Source organism: Rarobacter faecitabidus (assembly GCF_006716265.1).
Classification (GTDB): Bacteria; Actinomycetota; Actinomycetes; order Actinomycetales; family Cellulomonadaceae; genus Rarobacter; species Rarobacter faecitabidus.
Genome location: NZ_VFOS01000001.1, coordinates 922,890 through 939,049 on the forward strand (window position 1 = coordinate 922,890; position 16,160 = coordinate 939,049).

17 protein-coding genes are annotated in these 16,160 nt (G+C 65.4%); 10 read left to right on the plus strand and 7 right to left on the minus strand.

Annotated features, from left to right (window positions below; all coding sequences use genetic code 11):
- The first annotated feature begins 125 nt into the window (after window positions 1-125).
- From fabG to FB461_RS04180, 3 genes are all read left to right on the plus strand, one after another.
- On the plus strand, window positions 126-866 hold the full coding sequence (fabG, locus tag FB461_RS04170; RefSeq protein ID WP_246046003.1) for a 3-oxoacyl-ACP reductase FabG: 741 nt from the start codon (window positions 126-128) through the stop codon (window positions 864-866).
- Between the two features lie 145 nt (window positions 867-1,011).
- A complete protein-coding gene (gene fabI, locus FB461_RS04175) occupies window positions 1,012-1,779 on the plus strand; it encodes an enoyl-ACP reductase FabI (RefSeq protein ID WP_142119234.1) in 768 nt (255 codons plus the stop codon).
- Window positions 1,776-2,321, plus strand: coding sequence for a SixA phosphatase family protein (locus FB461_RS04180; protein WP_246046004.1), 546 nt, complete (start codon window positions 1,776-1,778; stop codon window positions 2,319-2,321). Before fabI ends, FB461_RS04180 begins: the two co-directional genes overlap by 4 nt.
- A 122-nt stretch (window positions 2,322-2,443) precedes the next feature.
- Here FB461_RS04180 and serB read toward each other — a convergent pair whose 3' ends face one another.
- Together serB and glgC are read right to left on the minus strand one after the other, a co-directional pair.
- Window positions 2,444-3,121 carry a phosphoserine phosphatase SerB gene (serB, locus tag FB461_RS04185; protein ID WP_246046005.1) on the minus strand — a complete coding sequence of 226 codons (678 nt, stop codon included), beginning with the start codon at window positions 3,119-3,121 and terminating at the stop codon, window positions 2,444-2,446.
- 27 nt (window positions 3,122-3,148) lie between these two features.
- Complete coding sequence (gene glgC, locus FB461_RS04190; protein ID WP_142119236.1) at window positions 3,149-4,390, minus strand: glucose-1-phosphate adenylyltransferase; 1,242 nt, start codon at window positions 4,388-4,390, stop codon at window positions 3,149-3,151.
- A 142-nt stretch (window positions 4,391-4,532) separates the two neighbouring features.
- Here glgC and glgA point away from each other — a divergent pair, with 142 nt between their 5' ends.
- The 5 genes from glgA (at window position 4,533) to FB461_RS04215 (ending at window position 9,296) form a co-directional block, all read left to right on the plus strand.
- The gene (gene glgA / locus FB461_RS04195; protein WP_142119238.1) at window positions 4,533-5,750 is read left to right on the plus strand and encodes a glycogen synthase; all 1,218 of its coding nucleotides are present in this window, start codon (window positions 4,533-4,535) and stop codon (window positions 5,748-5,750) included.
- Window positions 5,751-5,803: 53 nt separating this feature from the next.
- The gene (locus FB461_RS04200) at window positions 5,804-6,589 is read left to right on the plus strand and encodes an ABC transporter ATP-binding protein (RefSeq protein WP_142119241.1); all 786 of its coding nucleotides are present in this window, start codon (window positions 5,804-5,806) and stop codon (window positions 6,587-6,589) included.
- A gap of 83 nt (window positions 6,590-6,672) precedes the next feature.
- On the plus strand, window positions 6,673-7,119 hold the full coding sequence (locus FB461_RS04205; protein ID WP_142119243.1) for an NfeD family protein: 447 nt from the start codon (window positions 6,673-6,675) through the stop codon (window positions 7,117-7,119).
- Between the two features lie 45 nt (window positions 7,120-7,164).
- A complete protein-coding gene (locus FB461_RS04210) occupies window positions 7,165-8,358 on the plus strand; it encodes an SPFH domain-containing protein (RefSeq protein WP_142119245.1) in 1,194 nt (397 codons plus the stop codon).
- Between the two features lie 71 nt (window positions 8,359-8,429).
- Window positions 8,430-9,296, plus strand: a complete 867-nt coding sequence (locus tag FB461_RS04215) for a TrmH family RNA methyltransferase (protein ID WP_142119247.1) — start codon at window positions 8,430-8,432, stop codon at window positions 9,294-9,296.
- A 53-nt stretch (window positions 9,297-9,349) separates the two neighbouring features.
- On the opposite strand, the gene FB461_RS04220 is transcribed toward FB461_RS04215, so the two are convergent.
- The 5 genes from FB461_RS04220 to FB461_RS04240 form a co-directional block, all read right to left on the minus strand.
- On the minus strand, window positions 9,350-9,922 hold the full coding sequence (locus FB461_RS04220) for a GNAT family N-acetyltransferase (RefSeq protein WP_170222608.1): 573 nt from the start codon (window positions 9,920-9,922) through the stop codon (window positions 9,350-9,352).
- Entirely contained in the window at window positions 9,919-10,530 is a 612-nt protein-coding gene (locus tag FB461_RS04225; RefSeq protein WP_142119251.1) for a YbaK/EbsC family protein, read from the minus strand. Before FB461_RS04225 ends, FB461_RS04220 begins: the two co-directional genes overlap by 4 nt.
- Window positions 10,531-10,572: 42 nt before the next feature.
- Window positions 10,573-11,100, minus strand: a complete 528-nt coding sequence (locus FB461_RS04230; RefSeq protein ID WP_142119253.1) for a YbhB/YbcL family Raf kinase inhibitor-like protein — start codon at window positions 11,098-11,100, stop codon at window positions 10,573-10,575.
- A 99-nt stretch (window positions 11,101-11,199) separates the two neighbouring features.
- Window positions 11,200-12,348 carry an SGNH/GDSL hydrolase family protein gene (locus tag FB461_RS04235; protein WP_142119255.1) on the minus strand — a complete coding sequence of 383 codons (1,149 nt, stop codon included), beginning with the start codon at window positions 12,346-12,348 and terminating at the stop codon, window positions 11,200-11,202.
- A complete protein-coding gene (locus FB461_RS04240) occupies window positions 12,345-12,923 on the minus strand; it encodes a TetR/AcrR family transcriptional regulator (protein ID WP_170222609.1) in 579 nt (192 codons plus the stop codon). The genes FB461_RS04235 and FB461_RS04240 overlap by 4 nt, the downstream gene beginning before the upstream one ends.
- Before the next feature lie 313 nt (window positions 12,924-13,236).
- Between FB461_RS04240 and nirB the strand changes: the two genes are divergently transcribed.
- Together nirB and nirD are read left to right on the plus strand one after the other, a co-directional pair.
- Window positions 13,237-15,762, plus strand: coding sequence for a nitrite reductase large subunit NirB (gene nirB / locus FB461_RS04245; protein WP_246046113.1), 2,526 nt, complete (start codon window positions 13,237-13,239; stop codon window positions 15,760-15,762).
- Window positions 15,759-16,142: a nitrite reductase small subunit NirD gene (nirD, locus tag FB461_RS04250; RefSeq protein WP_142119259.1), complete on the plus strand. Its 384-nt coding sequence runs from the start codon at window positions 15,759-15,761 to the stop codon at window positions 16,140-16,142. The genes nirB and nirD overlap by 4 nt, the downstream gene beginning before the upstream one ends.
- Window positions 16,143-16,160 lie beyond the last annotated feature (18 nt).

A 16,160-nucleotide genomic window follows, 5' to 3' on the forward strand; every position in this document is an offset into this window, starting at 1 on the left:
CGGCGGGAGGGGCTTGTTCGTGGATTCCGCCTGGAACCGATAGCCTATGAGAGCCGCGCGCCCCGTGGTTTGCGCGGCCTGTCAACACTATTGCGTAGCAATCGCATCAAAGGAGATCCGCCGACGTGAGCGAAGAATCGAAGACGGTCCTGCCGGAGCGACGTTCCCGGGTGGTCGTGGTCACCGGAGCCAACCGCGGCATCGGCCGGTCCATAGCGCAGCGGTTCGTGGCCGATGGCGACCGCGTGGCGACGATCTATCGGTCCGGCGACCTGCCCGATGGCGTATTCGGTGCGATCGGTGACGTGAGCGATACCGCTTCTGTGGACGGGGCATTCGCCGAGATCGAGGCTGAACTCGGTCCGGTCGAGGTGCTCGTCGCCAATGCCGGGATCACGCGCGACCAGCTGCTGATGCGCATGTCCGACGAGGACTTCGACCAGGTGATCAATGTCAATCTCACGGGTGCCTTCCGCTGCGTCCGCCGCGCGTCGAAGGGCATGATCCGTGCTCGCTACGGGCGCATCGTGCTGATCTCGTCCGTCGTGGGCCTCTACGGTGGTGCTGGCCAGACCAACTATTCGGCGTCTAAGGCCGGGCTCGTCGGCTTCGCGCGCTCGGTGACGCGCGAGATCGGCTCGCGGGGGATTACGGCCAACGTCGTCGCCCCGGGTTTCATCAACACCGATATGACCGCTGCCCTTCCCGATGCCAAGCAAGCGGAATACAAGGCCGCCATACCCGCCGGCCGCTTCGCCGAGCCGGCCGAGGTCGCCGCGGCCGTGGCGTTCGTGGCGGGCGATGACGCGGGATACATTTCCGGTGCGGTCATCCCCGTCGATGGCGGGCTGGGTATGGGGCACTAGCGACCATCGGCCTCGCGGCCGGGGACGCGTGTGAGACTATTGATCGGCTCCCTTGCGGCTGCGGTGACTCACCGATTCGTCGTGACGGACGAGCCCAACGTGCGTGAATCGCGTACGTCGATTGAGGAGAGGGAAAGACAAAACAATGGGACTGCTTGAAGGCAAGAAGCTCCTGATCACTGGAGTTCTCACGGACTCCTCCATCGCCTTTCACACGGCGCGACTGGCGCAGGAGGAAGGCGCGGAGGTCGTTCTCACCTCGTTCGGTCGGCAGTTCAAGCTGACGGAGACGTTTGCGCGTCGTCTGCCGCGGGAGGCACCCGTCGTTCAGTTGGACGTTACCGACGATGCCGACCTCGCGAACCTCGCCGACGCGGTTCGGCAGCACGTCGACTCCATCGACGGGGTCGTCCACTCGATCGGTTTCGCGCCGCAATCCGTCATGGGCGGGAACTTCCTCAAGGGCGAGTGGGCTGACGTCGCTACCGCGCTCGAGGTTTCGGCGTTCTCTCTGAAGTCGCTGTCGGTGGCGGCGCTGCCGCTCATGACCAATGGCGGGGCCATCGTGGGCCTGACCTTCGACGGCCAGTTCGCCTGGCCGGTCTACGACTGGATGGGCGTGGCGAAGGCCGCATTCGAATCGACGGCTCGCTACCTGGCACGCGATCTGGGCCCGCACGGCGTCCGCATCAATCTCGTGTCGGCCGGCCCGATCCGCACGACGGCGGCGAAGTCGATTCCCGGGTTCTCGCAGATGGAGGACGGCTGGCCGAACCGTGCGCCGCTCGGTTGGGATCAGACAACCGCCGAACCCGCCGCCCGTGGCGTCGCCGCGCTGCTGTCCGACTGGTTCCCCGCGACCACCGGAGAGATCGTCCATGTGGACGGTGGCGTCCACATCATGGGTGTGTGAGTGTGAAGCCTTCGCGCACGCTCGTCCTGATCCGGCACGCCAAGGCTGAGTCGCAGCTCGGCGCCGAGTCCGATCACGTGCGTCCACTCGCGCTCAAGGGACGATCCCAGGCAAGCCAACTCGGGCGCGATCTCGCTGCACAGTCGTTGATCCCGCAGGTGGTGCTCTGCTCGAGCGCGCTGCGTACCCGCCAGACTTGGGAACTCGTCTCGGGGACGCTGCTGCAGGCGGTGTCCGGGAGCCACTCGGGGCCGCAGGTGCTTGTGACGGACGACCTGTACAGCGCCTCGAGCAAGGATCTCATCGGCCTGGTTCAGGAACACGGTGGCGACGCTTCGATCGTCTTCGTCGTGGGGCACGAGCCGACGATCTCGATGGCGGCTGATTCCCTGGCGGGTGCCGGATCCGAATCCGCCGCAGCGGCGCAGGTTCGAGTCGGTGTGCCCACCGGCACGGCGTGCATACTGCGCGTCGGCCAGGAGTGGTCTGGACTGTCTCGATCTTCCGCCGTGCTTGAGAAGGTGTTCCGACCCGCGATCTGAGAAGGGGGCACCGAGGGCCGATAGCGTCGGCAGGTAGCCAGTCGAGAGCGCCGCGCATCCGAGGGGATGCGCGGCGCCGTTGTTCGGTCTAGTCGCGGCGCCGCTGTTCTGCCCAGTCGGAGTCAGCCCGCCACGGCGTCTACGACATCAAATATGCGAGTCAGGTCGCGTTCCGTGACGCGGAACGGGGCGCGGGCGTGCACCGTGGGTTTGGCGCAGAATGCGATCCCGATGCCTGCCTGATCGAGCATCTCCAAGTCATTCGCGCCGTCGCCGATGGCGATGGTGTGCCGGCCGTCGACGTCGAGCTCCGCCGCGAACCGATGGAGTGCTGATGCCTTGGCCGCGGCGTCGATGACGGGTCCGTATGTCCGGCCGGTGAGCCCCTCTGCGTCCACCTCGAGCCTGTTCGCGACCACGTGGGTGATTCCGAGTCCGGCCGCGAGTACGTCGACGACCTCGTGGAATCCGCCCGAAACCAGGGCCACGGGCCAGCCGCGGCTGCGGCACTCTTCCACGAACGCCACCGCACCTGCGGTGAGCGTGGCAGCTTTCGCGACCTCGGCGAACACGGACCTCGGAAGTCCTCGAAGGGTGCTGACGCGCTGCCGGAGGGACTCGCTGAAATCGATCTCACCGTTCATGGCGCGGTGGGTCACCTCCGCGACTTCACGCTCGCTTCCTGCATGCTGTGCCAGGAGTTCGATGACTTCCTCGTTGATGAGGGTGGAATCGACATCCATGACGACGAGGCGACGCGGCCGGGCGGGCACGCGGACAGAGGGGTGGTCTGAGCTCACGTATCAAAAGGATAGGCGCTGCGAGGCCTACTTCACGACCATGCCGCGCGGAACAATCGTCAGCCCGGACTCCGTGACCGTGAAGCCGCGGGCGAGATCCTCCTCGACGTCCAGTCCGATGCGGGCTCGCTCCGTGACGATCACGTTCTTGTCGATGATCGCCCGGTGGACCTGGGCGTGCCGGTGCACTTCGACGTTGTCGAAGAGCACGGAGTCGTTGACCGAGGCCCACGAGTGCAGGTGGACGCCGGGGGACAGTACCGAGCCCATGGCCATTGCACCGGAGATGAGCACGCCAGGGGAGACGATCGAGTCCGCAGCGTGCCCAAGTCGGCCAGGGCCGGCGTGGACGAACTTGGCCGGGGGCATGCCTGTGTTCCCCGTGTGCATTGGCCAGTGGTAGTTGTACAGATTGAACACGGGCGTGATCTCGATGAGGTCCTTGTTGGCGTCGTAGTACGCGTCCAGCGTCCCGACATCGCGCCAGTAGGCGCGGTCGCGGTCGTTCGAGCCCGGAACCACGTTGTCCTTGAAGTCGTAGAAGCCGGCCGAGCCGCGCTCAACGAAGTAGGGGACGATGTCGCCGCCCATGTCGTGGGCGGACCCCGGGTCATCGGCGTCGCGGGTAACGGCCTCGACCAAGGCGTCGGCGTTGAAGACGTAGTTGCCCATCGACGCGAGGATCTCGTCGGGTGAATCCGGGAGGCCCTCGGGGTTCTGCGGCTTCTCAAGGAACGCTCGGATGCGATCGCGCGAGCCGGGGTCGATGTCGATGACACCGAACTCGCTGGCCATTGAGATCGGCTGGCGGATGCCGGCGACTGTCAGTTCCGCCCCGGATGCGATATGTGCGTCCACCATCTGGGAGAAGTCCATGCGGTACACGTGGTCTGCGCCGACGACCACGACGATGTCCGGGCGTTCGTCCTCGATGATGTTCAAGCACTGGTAAATCGCGTCCGCGCTACCCAGGTACCAGTGCTTGCCCACGCGTTGCTGGGCGGGCACTGGTGCCACGAAGTTACCCAGCAGCGGCGACATGCGCCAGGTCTTGGCGATGTGCCGGTCGAGCGAGTGTGACTTGTACTGCGTCAGAACCACCATGTGGAGGTAGTTCGAGTTCGCCAGATTCGAAAGCGCAAAGTCGACGAGTCTGAAGATGCCGCCGAACGGCACCGCGGGCTTGGCGCGGTGGGACGTGAGGGGCATCAGCCGGCGGCCTTCGCCCCCCGCGAGGACGATGGCTAGGACATTTGGCGACTTTGGCATGACATGACCATAGGACAAAAATTCGGTTCGTGTGAACGGCTACGGCCCGTTTGCGGCGAATTGATACGCGAATGGAGGATTGCCAGGCGATTTGTCCCACATCGCGTCCCACGCGCTCGCCGAATATGGATAAGGTGAACTAGTGCGAGTTGATCTGGTTACAAGGGAGTATCCGCCTCACATCTATGGCGGTGCGGGAGTTCACGTCGCGGAACTGACGAAGGTGCTACGGCAATACATCGACGTGTCCGTGCATTGCTTTGACGGGCCGCGGGCGGCGGACGAGTATCCCGGCGTCTTTGGATACAACGTTCCCGCCGAATTGGGGGACGCGAATCCGGCGCTACAGACCCTCGGTGTCGATCTGCAAATCGCGCAGGCAGTCGCCGGGGCCGCTCTCGTGCATTCGCACACCTGGTACGCCAACATGGCCGGCCACCTCGCAGGACTGCTCCACGGCATTCCGCACGTGCTGTCGGCGCACTCGCTCGAGCCCTTGCGCCCCTGGAAGGCGGAACAGCTCGGGGGCGGCTACCGGTTGTCGAGTTGGGCGGAACGCACGGCGTACGAGTCGGCGTCGGGCGTCATCGCGGTGAGCCACGGCATGCGCGAGGACATACTGCGGAGTTATCCGGCCGTGGATCCGGCGAGGGTGCATGTGGTGCACAACGGTATCGACCTGAACGCGTGGACGCGTCCCGCGCAGGATGAGGTGGCTGTGGCACACGATTTCGCGCGGTCGCGCGGAATCGATCCGGATCGACCGGCGATTGTGTTCGTCGGGCGGATCACTCGGCAGAAGGGTCTGCCGTACCTGCTGCGCGCGGTCCGGGAACTGAACCCCGACATCCAGGTGGTGCTGTGCGCGGGCGCTCCGGACACGCCCGAGATCGCTCAGGAAGTGGAGTCCGCGGTCGTCGAGTTACAGGCCGAGCGCGACGGGGTGGTGTGGATCTCCGACATGCTCCCGCGCAACGACCTGATCGCTGTCCTGTCGAGTTGTACCGTATTCGTCTGTCCGTCGATCTACGAGCCGCTCGGTATCGTGAATCTGGAGGCGATGGCGGTGGGTCTGCCCGTCGTGGCAAGTGCCACGGGCGGCATCCCCGAGGTCGTCGACGACGGTGTCACCGGTCTGCTCGTCCAATTGGAGCAGGTGACGGACGGCACTGGCACCCCGACGGACCCGGATCGCTTCGTGGCTGATCTCGCCCGTGCCATCGAATCGCTGGCGCTCGACCCTGATCGTGCCGAGCGGATGGGACGAGCTGCGCGACAGCGGGTCGAGGACCACTTCTCCTGGCTCGCGATCGGCGCGCGCACGCTCGAGGTGTATTGCGGCGTTCTCGAAAAGGCCTAGCGAAGCGCGTGTGCGTGTACCTGACCAGCGCTGGAAACCGGTAGGGTCGACTTATGACTTCAGTCATTGAATTCGACAACGTTTCGGTCAACCGTGGGTCAAAGCAAATCCTCGACAGTGTAAATTGGCGCGCCCAGGCGGACGAGCGATGGGTTCTGCTCGGTCGCAATGGGGCAGGGAAGACCACGCTCTTGCAGATAGCGGGCGGTCTCATGTTCCCCAGCAGGGGGACAGCTCGTATTCTCGGCGAACAACTCGGACGAGTCGATGTCTTCGAGTTGCGCCCGCGGATCGGACTGTGCTCGGCCGCGCTATCTGCGCGGATCCCCGACTACGAAAAGGCGCGCGACGTGATCCTCACGGCCGCGTACGCCGTCACCGGTCGCTGGCGCGAGGAATACGACGAGGTCGACATCGCGCGAGCGCAAGACCTCATGAACCTGTTCGAGATCGACCATCTCGCGGATCGCGTCTACGGCACGCTGAGCGAGGGGGAGCGAAAGCGCGTACAGATCTCGCGGGCGCTGATGGCGGATCCGGAGTTGCTGCTGCTGGACGAGCCGTCCGCAGGCCTGGATCTCGGCGCACGTGAGGAACTGCTAGCGGCGCTGACCGAGATCGCACGCGATCCCAAGTCGCCGGCCATCGTCCTGGTCACCCATCACGTCGAGGAGATCCCAGAGGGCTTCACGCACGGCCTGCTCATCAAAGATGGCCACGTGAGCGCGACCGGCAGGCTAGACGACGTTATGACGAGCGAGAATCTGTCGGAGGCGTTCGGCCTTCAGCTGGAGATATCCAGGCACGGGCAGCGCTTCAGCGCCCACGCAACGCAGTAAGCGGTCGCCGCTACGGGCGGTTGCCGGTAAAGTTCCGATCGTCCGCCCCGAGGGGCGGGAGCAAAGAGAGCAGGAGGGCCGACATGGGACACATCGACTTGTGGGTGTGGTGGGTTTCGGCAGCCATCATCCTGGCCCTTGTCGAGGTCATCTCGCTCGATCTGGTGCTGCTGATGTTCGCGGGGGGAGCGGCATCCGCCGGCCTCGCGCAGGCGCTTGGTGCGCCCTGGTGGGCGCAGATCGCCGTCTTTATAGCCGTCTCGGCCGTCCTGCTGCTCACCCTGCGACCATGGCTCCTGGTCCACCTACGCGGTCGCGTACAACTCCAGGACACCAACGTGCACGCCTACGCCGGAAAACCCGCCACGGCGGTAACCCCCGTGGATGCTAGCGGCGGGCGCGTGAAACTACTCGGCGAGGTTTGGACCGCACGAACCGACGACAGTCAGACCATCCCGCCCGGCGCGCAAGTAATCGTGACCAAGATCGACGGGGCGACCGCTGTCGTCTCATCGCAGATCACCACGTAGCAGCACCCTCCGGGTTGGCTGCAGAGGTATTGAGGAGAATGAATTATGGGTAGCGACGCAAGCACCGTGATCGGCGTGATCATCGGCGTGCTCGTCCTGATCTTCGTGATCACCACCATCGCGAAGTCCGTGCGAATCGTGCCGCAGACCGTTTCGCTCATCGTCGAGCGGCTGGGCCGGTATTCGCGCACGCTGGATGCGGGTATGCACTTCCTGGTGCCGTTCATCGACCGCGTTCGCGCGGGGGTGGACCTTCGCGAGCAGGTTGTCTCCTTCCCGCCGCAGCCGGTGATTACCTCGGACAACCTCGTCGTGAGCATTGATTCGGTCATTTACTTCCAGGTCACGGACCCGCGCCTCGCGGTATACGAGATCGCCAACTACATCACCGCGATCGAGCAGCTCACCGTGACGACGCTGCGTAACGTCGTCGGCTCGATGGACCTAGAGCAGACGCTGACGAGCCGTGATCAGATCAATGGCCAGCTCCGCGGCGTGCTGGACGAGGCCACTGGCAAGTGGGGAGTGCGCGTCTCCCGCGTCGAGTTGAAGTCCATCGATCCGCCCGCGTCCATCCAGGGGTCCATGGAGCAGCAGATGCGCGCAGAGCGCGACCGGCGTGCCACGATCCTCCAGGCCGAGGGTGTCAAGCAGTCGCAGATCCTGACCGCGGAGGGCGAGAAGCAATCGGCGATCCTGAAGGCCGAGGGACAGGCACAGGCCAGGGTCCTGACCGCAGAGGGTGAGGCGCGCGCGATCCTGCAGGTCTTCGACGCCATCCACGAGGGCGACGCTGATCCGAAGTTGCTCGCGTACCAATACCTGCAGACGCTGCCCCAGATCGCCAACAGCGCATCCTCCAAGATGTGGATCGTGCCTACCGAGCTGACGGCGGCACTTCAGTCCATCTCGGGCGGATTCAATGGCACCGGCGGTGCTCCCAGTTCGGCGCCGGCCGACGGACCTGGCGATGGCGACGGCGGTTCCGTGAACTCGCCCGAGGCGCGCGCCCGTCGCGCCCGTCGCATGGAGCAATCGGCGAAGATCATGTCCAATCCCGCCGACGCGCTGGCCGAGGCGCAGCGTCAAGCCGAGGCCGCCGTTGCGGACGCCACGACGGCCGGCACACGCTCGGGACAGCCCTTCTCGCAGGAGGTCCAGGCCGGCCAGGAGCCGTCCGCACCGGTTCCGCCGCCTGTCTCCCCGTACGAGCCTCGCCCCGGCGAGCCGACTCAGTAGTAAGTCGACCAGTGCGCCGCCGCGACAGTCCTCGCGGCGGCGCACTGTCGTGAGACAGGGCATCTTTCACAGTGACCATCATTCGCATTGACTCCCTCGATGACCCGGCGGGTCCCGATCTGGGGGACTACATCAAGCTGACGGACGTGGCCTTACGGACGAAGTTCGAACCCGAGGGCGGCCTGTACATCGCCGAGAGCAGCAACGTCATCCGCCGAGCCCTGGCGGCGAATCACCGGATGCGCTCGATGCTGATGGCGCCGCGTTACCTCGAATCGATGGCGGACGTCATCGCGTCGCTTCCTGATGACGTCCCGGTCTACGTCACCGAGGAGGCAGTCCTCGAATCGATCACGGGCTTCCACCTTCATCGCGGTGCGATCGCGGCAATGCATCGGCCCGAATTGCCGCAGGTCCCGGACCTTCTTAACCGTCATTGCCCGCCAGGCCGGGCGGCCCGGGTCGCCGTCCTAGAGGACCTCGTGGACCACACTAACCTCGGGGCGGCATTCCGAAGCGCGGCCGCGTTAGGCGTCGACGCCGTCCTGATCACGCCGCGGTGCGCGGACCCGTTGTACCGCCGCTCGGTGCGCGTCTCGATGGGTACCGTCTTTCAGGTGCCGTGGACCCGGCTCGACGCCTGGCCGTTGTCACGCAAGTCGAAGCCGGATATCCCGGGCGGAATGGACATCCTGCGCCAACACGGGTTCACGTGCGCCGCGCTTGCGCTGAACGAGAACACGATCGACCTCTCGCAACTGGAAGCCAACCCCCCGGACAGGCTGGCGGTCATTCTCGGGACGGAGGGCGCAGGGCTCAGCGCGGGCACGATCGCTGCCAGCGACATCGTCGTCAAGATTCCCATGGCTGGCAAGGTCGATTCGCTCAACGTCGCCGCCGCTGCGGCCGTCGCGTTCTGGGCGACTCGTCCTCGCTAGCCCACCTCTCGCGCGCGGCGGCTACCGTGCTCATCCGAGTGCCTCGGACGCTCCTACGCGCGTAGCGGTCGGGCCATCACGAGGTCGCCATGCAACTTTGCTCCCACCGCGAAGACGCGCGTTCCCACGACGTCGAAACCGTGTTTCGAATAGAAGCGGATCGCGCGCTGATTCCGATCGTTGACACCCAGCCAGATAGTCCGCGAGGACATGCTGGCGGCGGACTTGAGCACCGAAGCCATCAACTCGACGGCCACACCGCCGCCGTGGAACGCTGGGTCGACGTAGAACTTGCTGAGGAGCGCGGCGGTCGCGAAGCTCGACGAGTCCCGACCCGCGTTCGCAAGTTTGACGTCCGGCGTCAGTGACGAACGTTGTAGCAATGCGTATCCGACGGGGTCACCCCCGTCGCGCGCCGATTCGGCGATGAGCACCGTGGCTGCGGGATCGCGTACGTGCGCCGCGAAATGCGACTCGGTGAGATTCGCGGCGACGAACTCGTCCACGTCGGCCTCCCCGGTTCCCGGCGGGCAAGCCAAGACGAATGTGCGCGCGGCAAGGCCGGCGATCGCCGCAGCGTCGTGCTCGCGGGCCACGCGCACGACCGACGGTCGGTCGGCGGTCACTTGAGGGCCAGGCCAGCGATTGCGTGAGCGTCCGGCAGGTCGGTCAGCGCCGTGCCGGGCAGCGCGAGTTTGGACTTGCGGACCCCCGAACCGATCACGATCCAGGCTTCATCCGTCGCGACCTCGTGCTCGAGCAGCAGCGGCCACTGCGGGCCGAGTCCTATCGGCGTGATTCCGCCGTACTCCATGCGGCTCTCGGTCACGGCGCGATCGACGGGCACGAACGAAGCCTTGCGCACCGACAGCAGTCGTCGAACGGCCCCGTTGATGTCAGCCCTGGTCGATGCCCGTACCGCGATCGCGGCAGTGCGCTCGATGCCCTCGCGACGTCCCGAGACCAGCACGCAATTGACCGACACATGCATGTCTATGCGGTATGCGTCGGACATTGCCGCAGTGTCGGAAACCAAGGGGTTGATGTGCGCCACGAGCACGAGATCGGCGATCTGAGGGGTGCGCTGCTGCCAGCCGTCGAGGAAGGCCCGGGTCGGTTCGGCGAGGAGTTCGGGATGGTCAACCGCTCGCTCCCACGTCAAGCCGGACCCGGGTGGGGGTTCCGTGGGCCGCACGATGCCGGCTCTGGTGCTCGCGGGATTCGAGGAGGTCATGCACAGCAGGTTAGCGCAGCATCGCCCGGGATTTCAGGTCGCTTAGCGGGTGTAGGTGCCCATGATCACGGCGCGGGCGATCGTGTGCTCGAGGGCGGTGAAGGCGGCTAGAGTCGCCGTGGCATCGTCGTCCAGATCTAGCGTGTCCACATTAAGCGCGTTGATGGCAAAGTAGTAGCGATGCGCGCGATCGCCTGCGGGCGGCGTGGGGCCGGAGTACGCGTGACCGCCGCCGTCGTTCCGCAGATGGAATGAGGCCCCGGGCAGTTCGAGATCGCTCTGCCCCGCGCCGCGGGGCAGTTCAGTCGTCTCTGGCGCGATGTCGATGACCGTCCAGTGCCACCAGCCCGCCGGGACGGGGGCGTCAGGATCGAAGGCGGTGATGTAGAAGGACAACGTCTCGGGCGGGAATCCCCACCAGGCGAGGTGGGGTGAGAGGTTCTCGCCGTCTCCACTGTGGACGCGGTCCAGCCTTTCGCCGTCTGCGAAATCGTCGCTACGCACGCCAAAGGGCGCCGCAGTGGGCAGGATCGAATACGGGGCGGGTGCCTGAGGGCGGTCGAGGTTCATACGACCATCATGCTCGGGTCTAAGCCGCGGCGCATCCGACAAGCGAGTTCGCATGCGCCACAGCGTCGCGCCGGGCTTGATTGCTGGCCTTCAGACAGGCTAAGTCGCGAAGGCGCCTCGTTCGCCGAAGGCGAGTTCGCCGAACCGCTGCCCGATGATGCGATGCGCCTCCGGGTCAGGGTGTAGTGCGTCGGGTAGCGGGAACGCCTCGGCGTCACCGGCGCCGAAGAGTTGCAGGCCGTCCAGGTAGTGGAGCGCTGGATCGGAGTCGCGAGCCGCAACGATCTCCTGCATCGCGGCGCGCATGGTGACCAGGGTCGGGCGGCCGCGCGTGGCATCCTTGGGATCGCCCGTTGCGATGAAGCGGATCTGATCCGTGCCGAACGTGGCCGGGTCGAAGGCGCCCGGTCCAGGGGTGTTCTCATGGATGCCGCAGTAGAGCGGCGAGATCAATAGCAGGGGGGTATCCGGATGACCGTCGCGGATCGTGTCCAGGAAGCCGTGCACGGCTGGGGAGAACACCCGCATGTGCATGCCATCGAGGTTGGCGACGTTGATGCCGATTGCCAGGCTGATGAAATCGGCCGGGGTGTCGCGAATGAAGCGCGCCACGAACGGATCGACGAGTGCGTTGCCGCCCAAGCCCAGGTTGCGCAGCGACACGTTCGCTTGCCGGGCGGCGATAGCGGGCCAGATGTCGCTCGGGGCTGTCGCGTTGGAGCCCTGGCTGATCGAGCTGCCGTAGTGGATCCACCGCGGGCGGACGTCGACTACCGGACGTAGGGGTGCATCGGAGCGCATCTCAATGAGTCGCAGTGACTCGTTGTGGGGGAGCCACAGTTCAATGAGATGTTCTCCGCCGTCCAGATCCGCGATTGTAGTGACGTGATGGGGACCGGAACGGCTCGACATCGTCCCGTCGACAAGGTCGATCCGGGTTTCATCACCGCCGGTCAATTCGTCGCTGAGTCGCAGTTCCCCGTCGACGAACACGTCAATGCGGCCGCGTGGGCGGCGCGCCTGCACGTATTCTGTGGGCAGTGGGTGGGTGATCAACTGGATTATTGCGCTGGTCGTGCTGAACCCGACTCTGACTCCGGAAGGCTTGGCCTGAGCGTCCATGAGACCAGGGTCGGGGCATTGGCGCCTGGCCCAGGCGGGCAGCCGGTGCACTATGAGCCCGTGATCAGTCTGCTCGAGCTCGGCCGCCCCGTGAACGAGCGCCGCGGTGAGAGGTGTGGTGATCATTTTCCACTTCCTTGCGGCCAGGTGGACAGGGCGCGATCCAGGGCGGCAATTGCTGCAAGCCAGGACTGGTGTGCTGACTCATTCCGATGTGCGAACGCTTGGCCGCGGTCAAGTGCGAGGAACCCGTTGATCGTGGCGGCGACGAGGCGAACGGCGTGTACGGCGTCGTCCGGTGGTATCCGGTATCCGCGCATGACCGCGATTGAGAGTGTGGCGATCCGCGCCGCCTCGGGCGAGGCGACTGTGTGCTCGTCGGCGGGATACTGCAACGCCGACCAGGCCCCGGGACGCTGGATCGCATAGTCGCGATGCGCGTCGGCCAGGGCGCGTAGGGCAGCACTTCCCGCGCGCCCAGCCACGGCCTGGGAGACACGGCCGCCGAGTTCGCCGAGGGCCAGCCGCTGAACCCCGGACAGCAGCGCGCTTCGGTCGCGCACATGCGAGTAGAGACTCGCTGGCTGAACTTCGAGCCGTCGAGCGACGGCCGACACGGACAGGGCCTCGAATCCCGCTTCGTCCGCTAGTTCGGCCGCGGCGGCGATGACGGCCGGCTCGGTCAGGTTCATTCTCGGCATAACCCCAAGCCTCCACACTATAGGTAAAAACCTAAAGCCTGTAGGAGAGGGTGATTCGGCCTTGTCACGGCGACCCAGAGGGTCCATCGAAGAATTCACTCGCGGCGGACCCGAATCCGCCCCGTCGCGTCGACGTCCATCTCACATGTGCGCGCCGCCCATGTGAGAAAGGCGTTCGCAATGGTTAACGCTTACCGCCCCGTTTGCGAAACACGGCCCTCCTAGTGTCGGAAGCACGCCGCCACAAGAGTAGGGAGCCGTAGTGAACCAGACCGAAGGTGCGCCGAGCGAGATCGTCGTCGTCGGCGCTGGCATGGTCGCCCACCGTTTCGTCGAGAGCCTGCTAAGCGGCGCCGATGGTTCGGTCCGCGTGACGGTGATTGGGGACGAGAATCGGGCGCCGTACGACCGGGTCGGGCTGACCAGATATTTCTCCGGGGCGACACCCGACGACCTCGTGTTGGATGACGCGGCACTGGCCGATGATCGCGTGACGCTGATCCCCGGAGATCGGGTAGTCCACGTGGACCGCGCGAATAACTGCGTCGCCACGCAATCCGGGGCGACGTATGTGTACGACCGGCTCGTGCTCGCGACTGGCTCCTACGCGGCTCGCGTCGAGGTCGCAGGAGCGGATTCGTCCGGCTGCTTCGTCTACCGAACGTTGTCGGATGTGCAGGGTATGCAGCGATTCGTCAATCAACGACGCGAACGATTGGCAAGGCCGCTACGTGGCGCGGTGATCGGAGGCGGGCTACTTGGTCTGGAGGCAGCCGGCGCACTGCAGGGACTCGATGTGGAGTGCACGGTCGTGCAATCCTCAGACCGCCTCATGTCGGCGCAACTCGACTTCGCGGGCGGCGCGATGCTCGGCCGGCTCATCGAGTCCCGCGGCATAGCGGTGCGGACGAACGCGCGCACGTCACAGATCAGCACGGATGCTTTGGATTTTGTCACCGGTCTGAAGTTCGAGGACGGTTCGTTGATCGCTGCTGACATCGTAGTGTTCACCGTGGGAGTGCGGCCGCGCGACGAACTGGCGAGGAATTCGGCACTGGCGGTCCATGACCGCGGTGGTGTCTTGATTGACGATCGGTGCGTCACCAGCGACCCGCAGATCCTTGCGATAGGCGAGGTCGCGAACTTCGGCGGCAAGGCCGTGGGACTCGTCGCTCCGGGCTACGCAATGGCTGAGGTCGCGGCAGCACGAATCTGCGGTCGCGAGGCGACGTTCCCGGGCTTCGACGAGTCAGCCAAGTTGAAGCTCTCGGGTGTCGACGTCGCCAGTTTCGGCGATGCCATGGCGAGAACGCCCAACGCCCTCGACGTCGTGTACTCCGATCCGGTGGCCGGTGTTTACAAGAAACTGGTCGTGTCCGACGACGCGCAGACGCTGCTCGGCGGCATCCTGGTGGGCGACGCATCCGCGTATGGGACGCTTCGACCGCTCGTGGGGACTCTGCTCGGCGCCGACCCTGCCGCATTTCTGTTGCCCGAAGGCGGGATCGAGGCCCCGGGCGGGGAACTGCCGGACGAGGCAGTGATCTGCTCCTGCTCCAATGTCACCGCCGGGCGGATTCGCAGCGCGGTCCACGACGAGGGCTGCCGTGATGCGGCGGCGGTCAAGGGTTGCACCAAGGCGGGAGCGACATGCGGATCCTGCATCCTCACGGTCAAGAAGGTGGTCGGCCAGGAGCTCACGAAGCTGGGCGAGACAGTCTCGAACGCCCTGTGTGAGCACTTCACCTTGTCGCGGCGACAGTTGTTCGACGCGGTCCGGGTATCCGGGCTCACGACCTTCAGCTCGGTGATCGCACGCTTCGGGACCGGACGCGGGTGTGACATCTGCAAGCCGGCGCTGGCCAGCATCTTGTCTGTTCTCGTGGGGGCGCACGTGCTCGATGGCGAGAATGCCAGTCTGCAGGACACCAATGATCACGTCATGGCGAACATGCAGAAGGACGGCACCTACTCAGTTGTGCCGCGCATGCCCGGCGGTGAGGTGACGCCCGACGGGCTGGTGGTCATCGGCACCATCGCGCGCGACTTCGGTCTTTATACGAAGATCACCGGCGGCCAGCGCATCGATATGTTCGGTGCCCGGCTGGAGCAACTGCCGCTGATTTGGCAACGCCTCGTCGACGAAGGATTCGAGTCGGGGCACGCATATGGAAAGTCGTTGCGCACGGTCAAGTCATGCGTCGGATCGACGTGGTGCCGATACGGGGTGCTGGACTCAGTCGGGATGGCCGTCAAGCTGGAACTGCGATATCGCGGTCTGCGGGCTCCCCACAAGCTCAAGGTCGGCGTGTCCGGCTGCGCACGCGAATGCGCAGAAGCCCGGTCCAAGGACGTCGGAGTCATCGCGACCGAGACCGGCTGGAACATGTACGTCGGCGGCAACGGCGGATTCTCCCCTCGGCACGCTCAGTTGTTCGCCAGCGATCTCGATGATGAGGCACTGATCCAGGCCATCGATCGGTTCTTCATGTTCTACATCCGAACCGCCGACAGGCTTCAGCGGACCGCCCCCTGGTGCGAGGAGATGGAGGGCGGAATCGAAGGGCTCAAGCGAGTCATCTTCGAGGACAGCCTCGGCATCTGCGCGGATCTCGATACCGCTATGGCGAGGCACGTCGCCAATTATGAGGACGAGTGGGCCGCCACGCTGCGCGATCCCGAGAAGCTGCGCCGGTTCCACTCATTCGTCAACGCCGCGGATACCCCGGACCCCTCACTCGCCTACGTCGCCCAGCGCGGACAGGTTCGACCGGCGACACCCGAGGAGAAACGCGAGCGAGTCCTGATCGCAGGAACGACACTGGAGGTAAGACAATGAGCATCGCAATCACGGAGAAGATCGGAATACGGGTCTGCACGGTGCAGGACCTGGAGGTGGAGCGCGGGCGTGCCGCACTGCTGGGCGACGAGCAGGTCGCGCTCTTTCTGCTCGCTGACGGCAGCGTGCACGCCGTATCGAACCTCGATCCCTACAGCGGGGCCAACGTGATCTCGCGGGGGATCGTCGGATCGCGGGGTGACGCCCCCACCATCGCCTCCCCACTGCATAAGCAGATTTTCGACCTGCGTACTGGGGCGTGCCTTGAAACCCAGGGAAAGCCCGCCCTGGCGCTCTCGGTCTGGCGAGTGTGCCGCTACGGCGATGTGATTCATCTGCTTCCCGCCGCGTCGTCCATGGGTTCGAGCGCGGCCGCATGACGACACGACCGTGGGCAA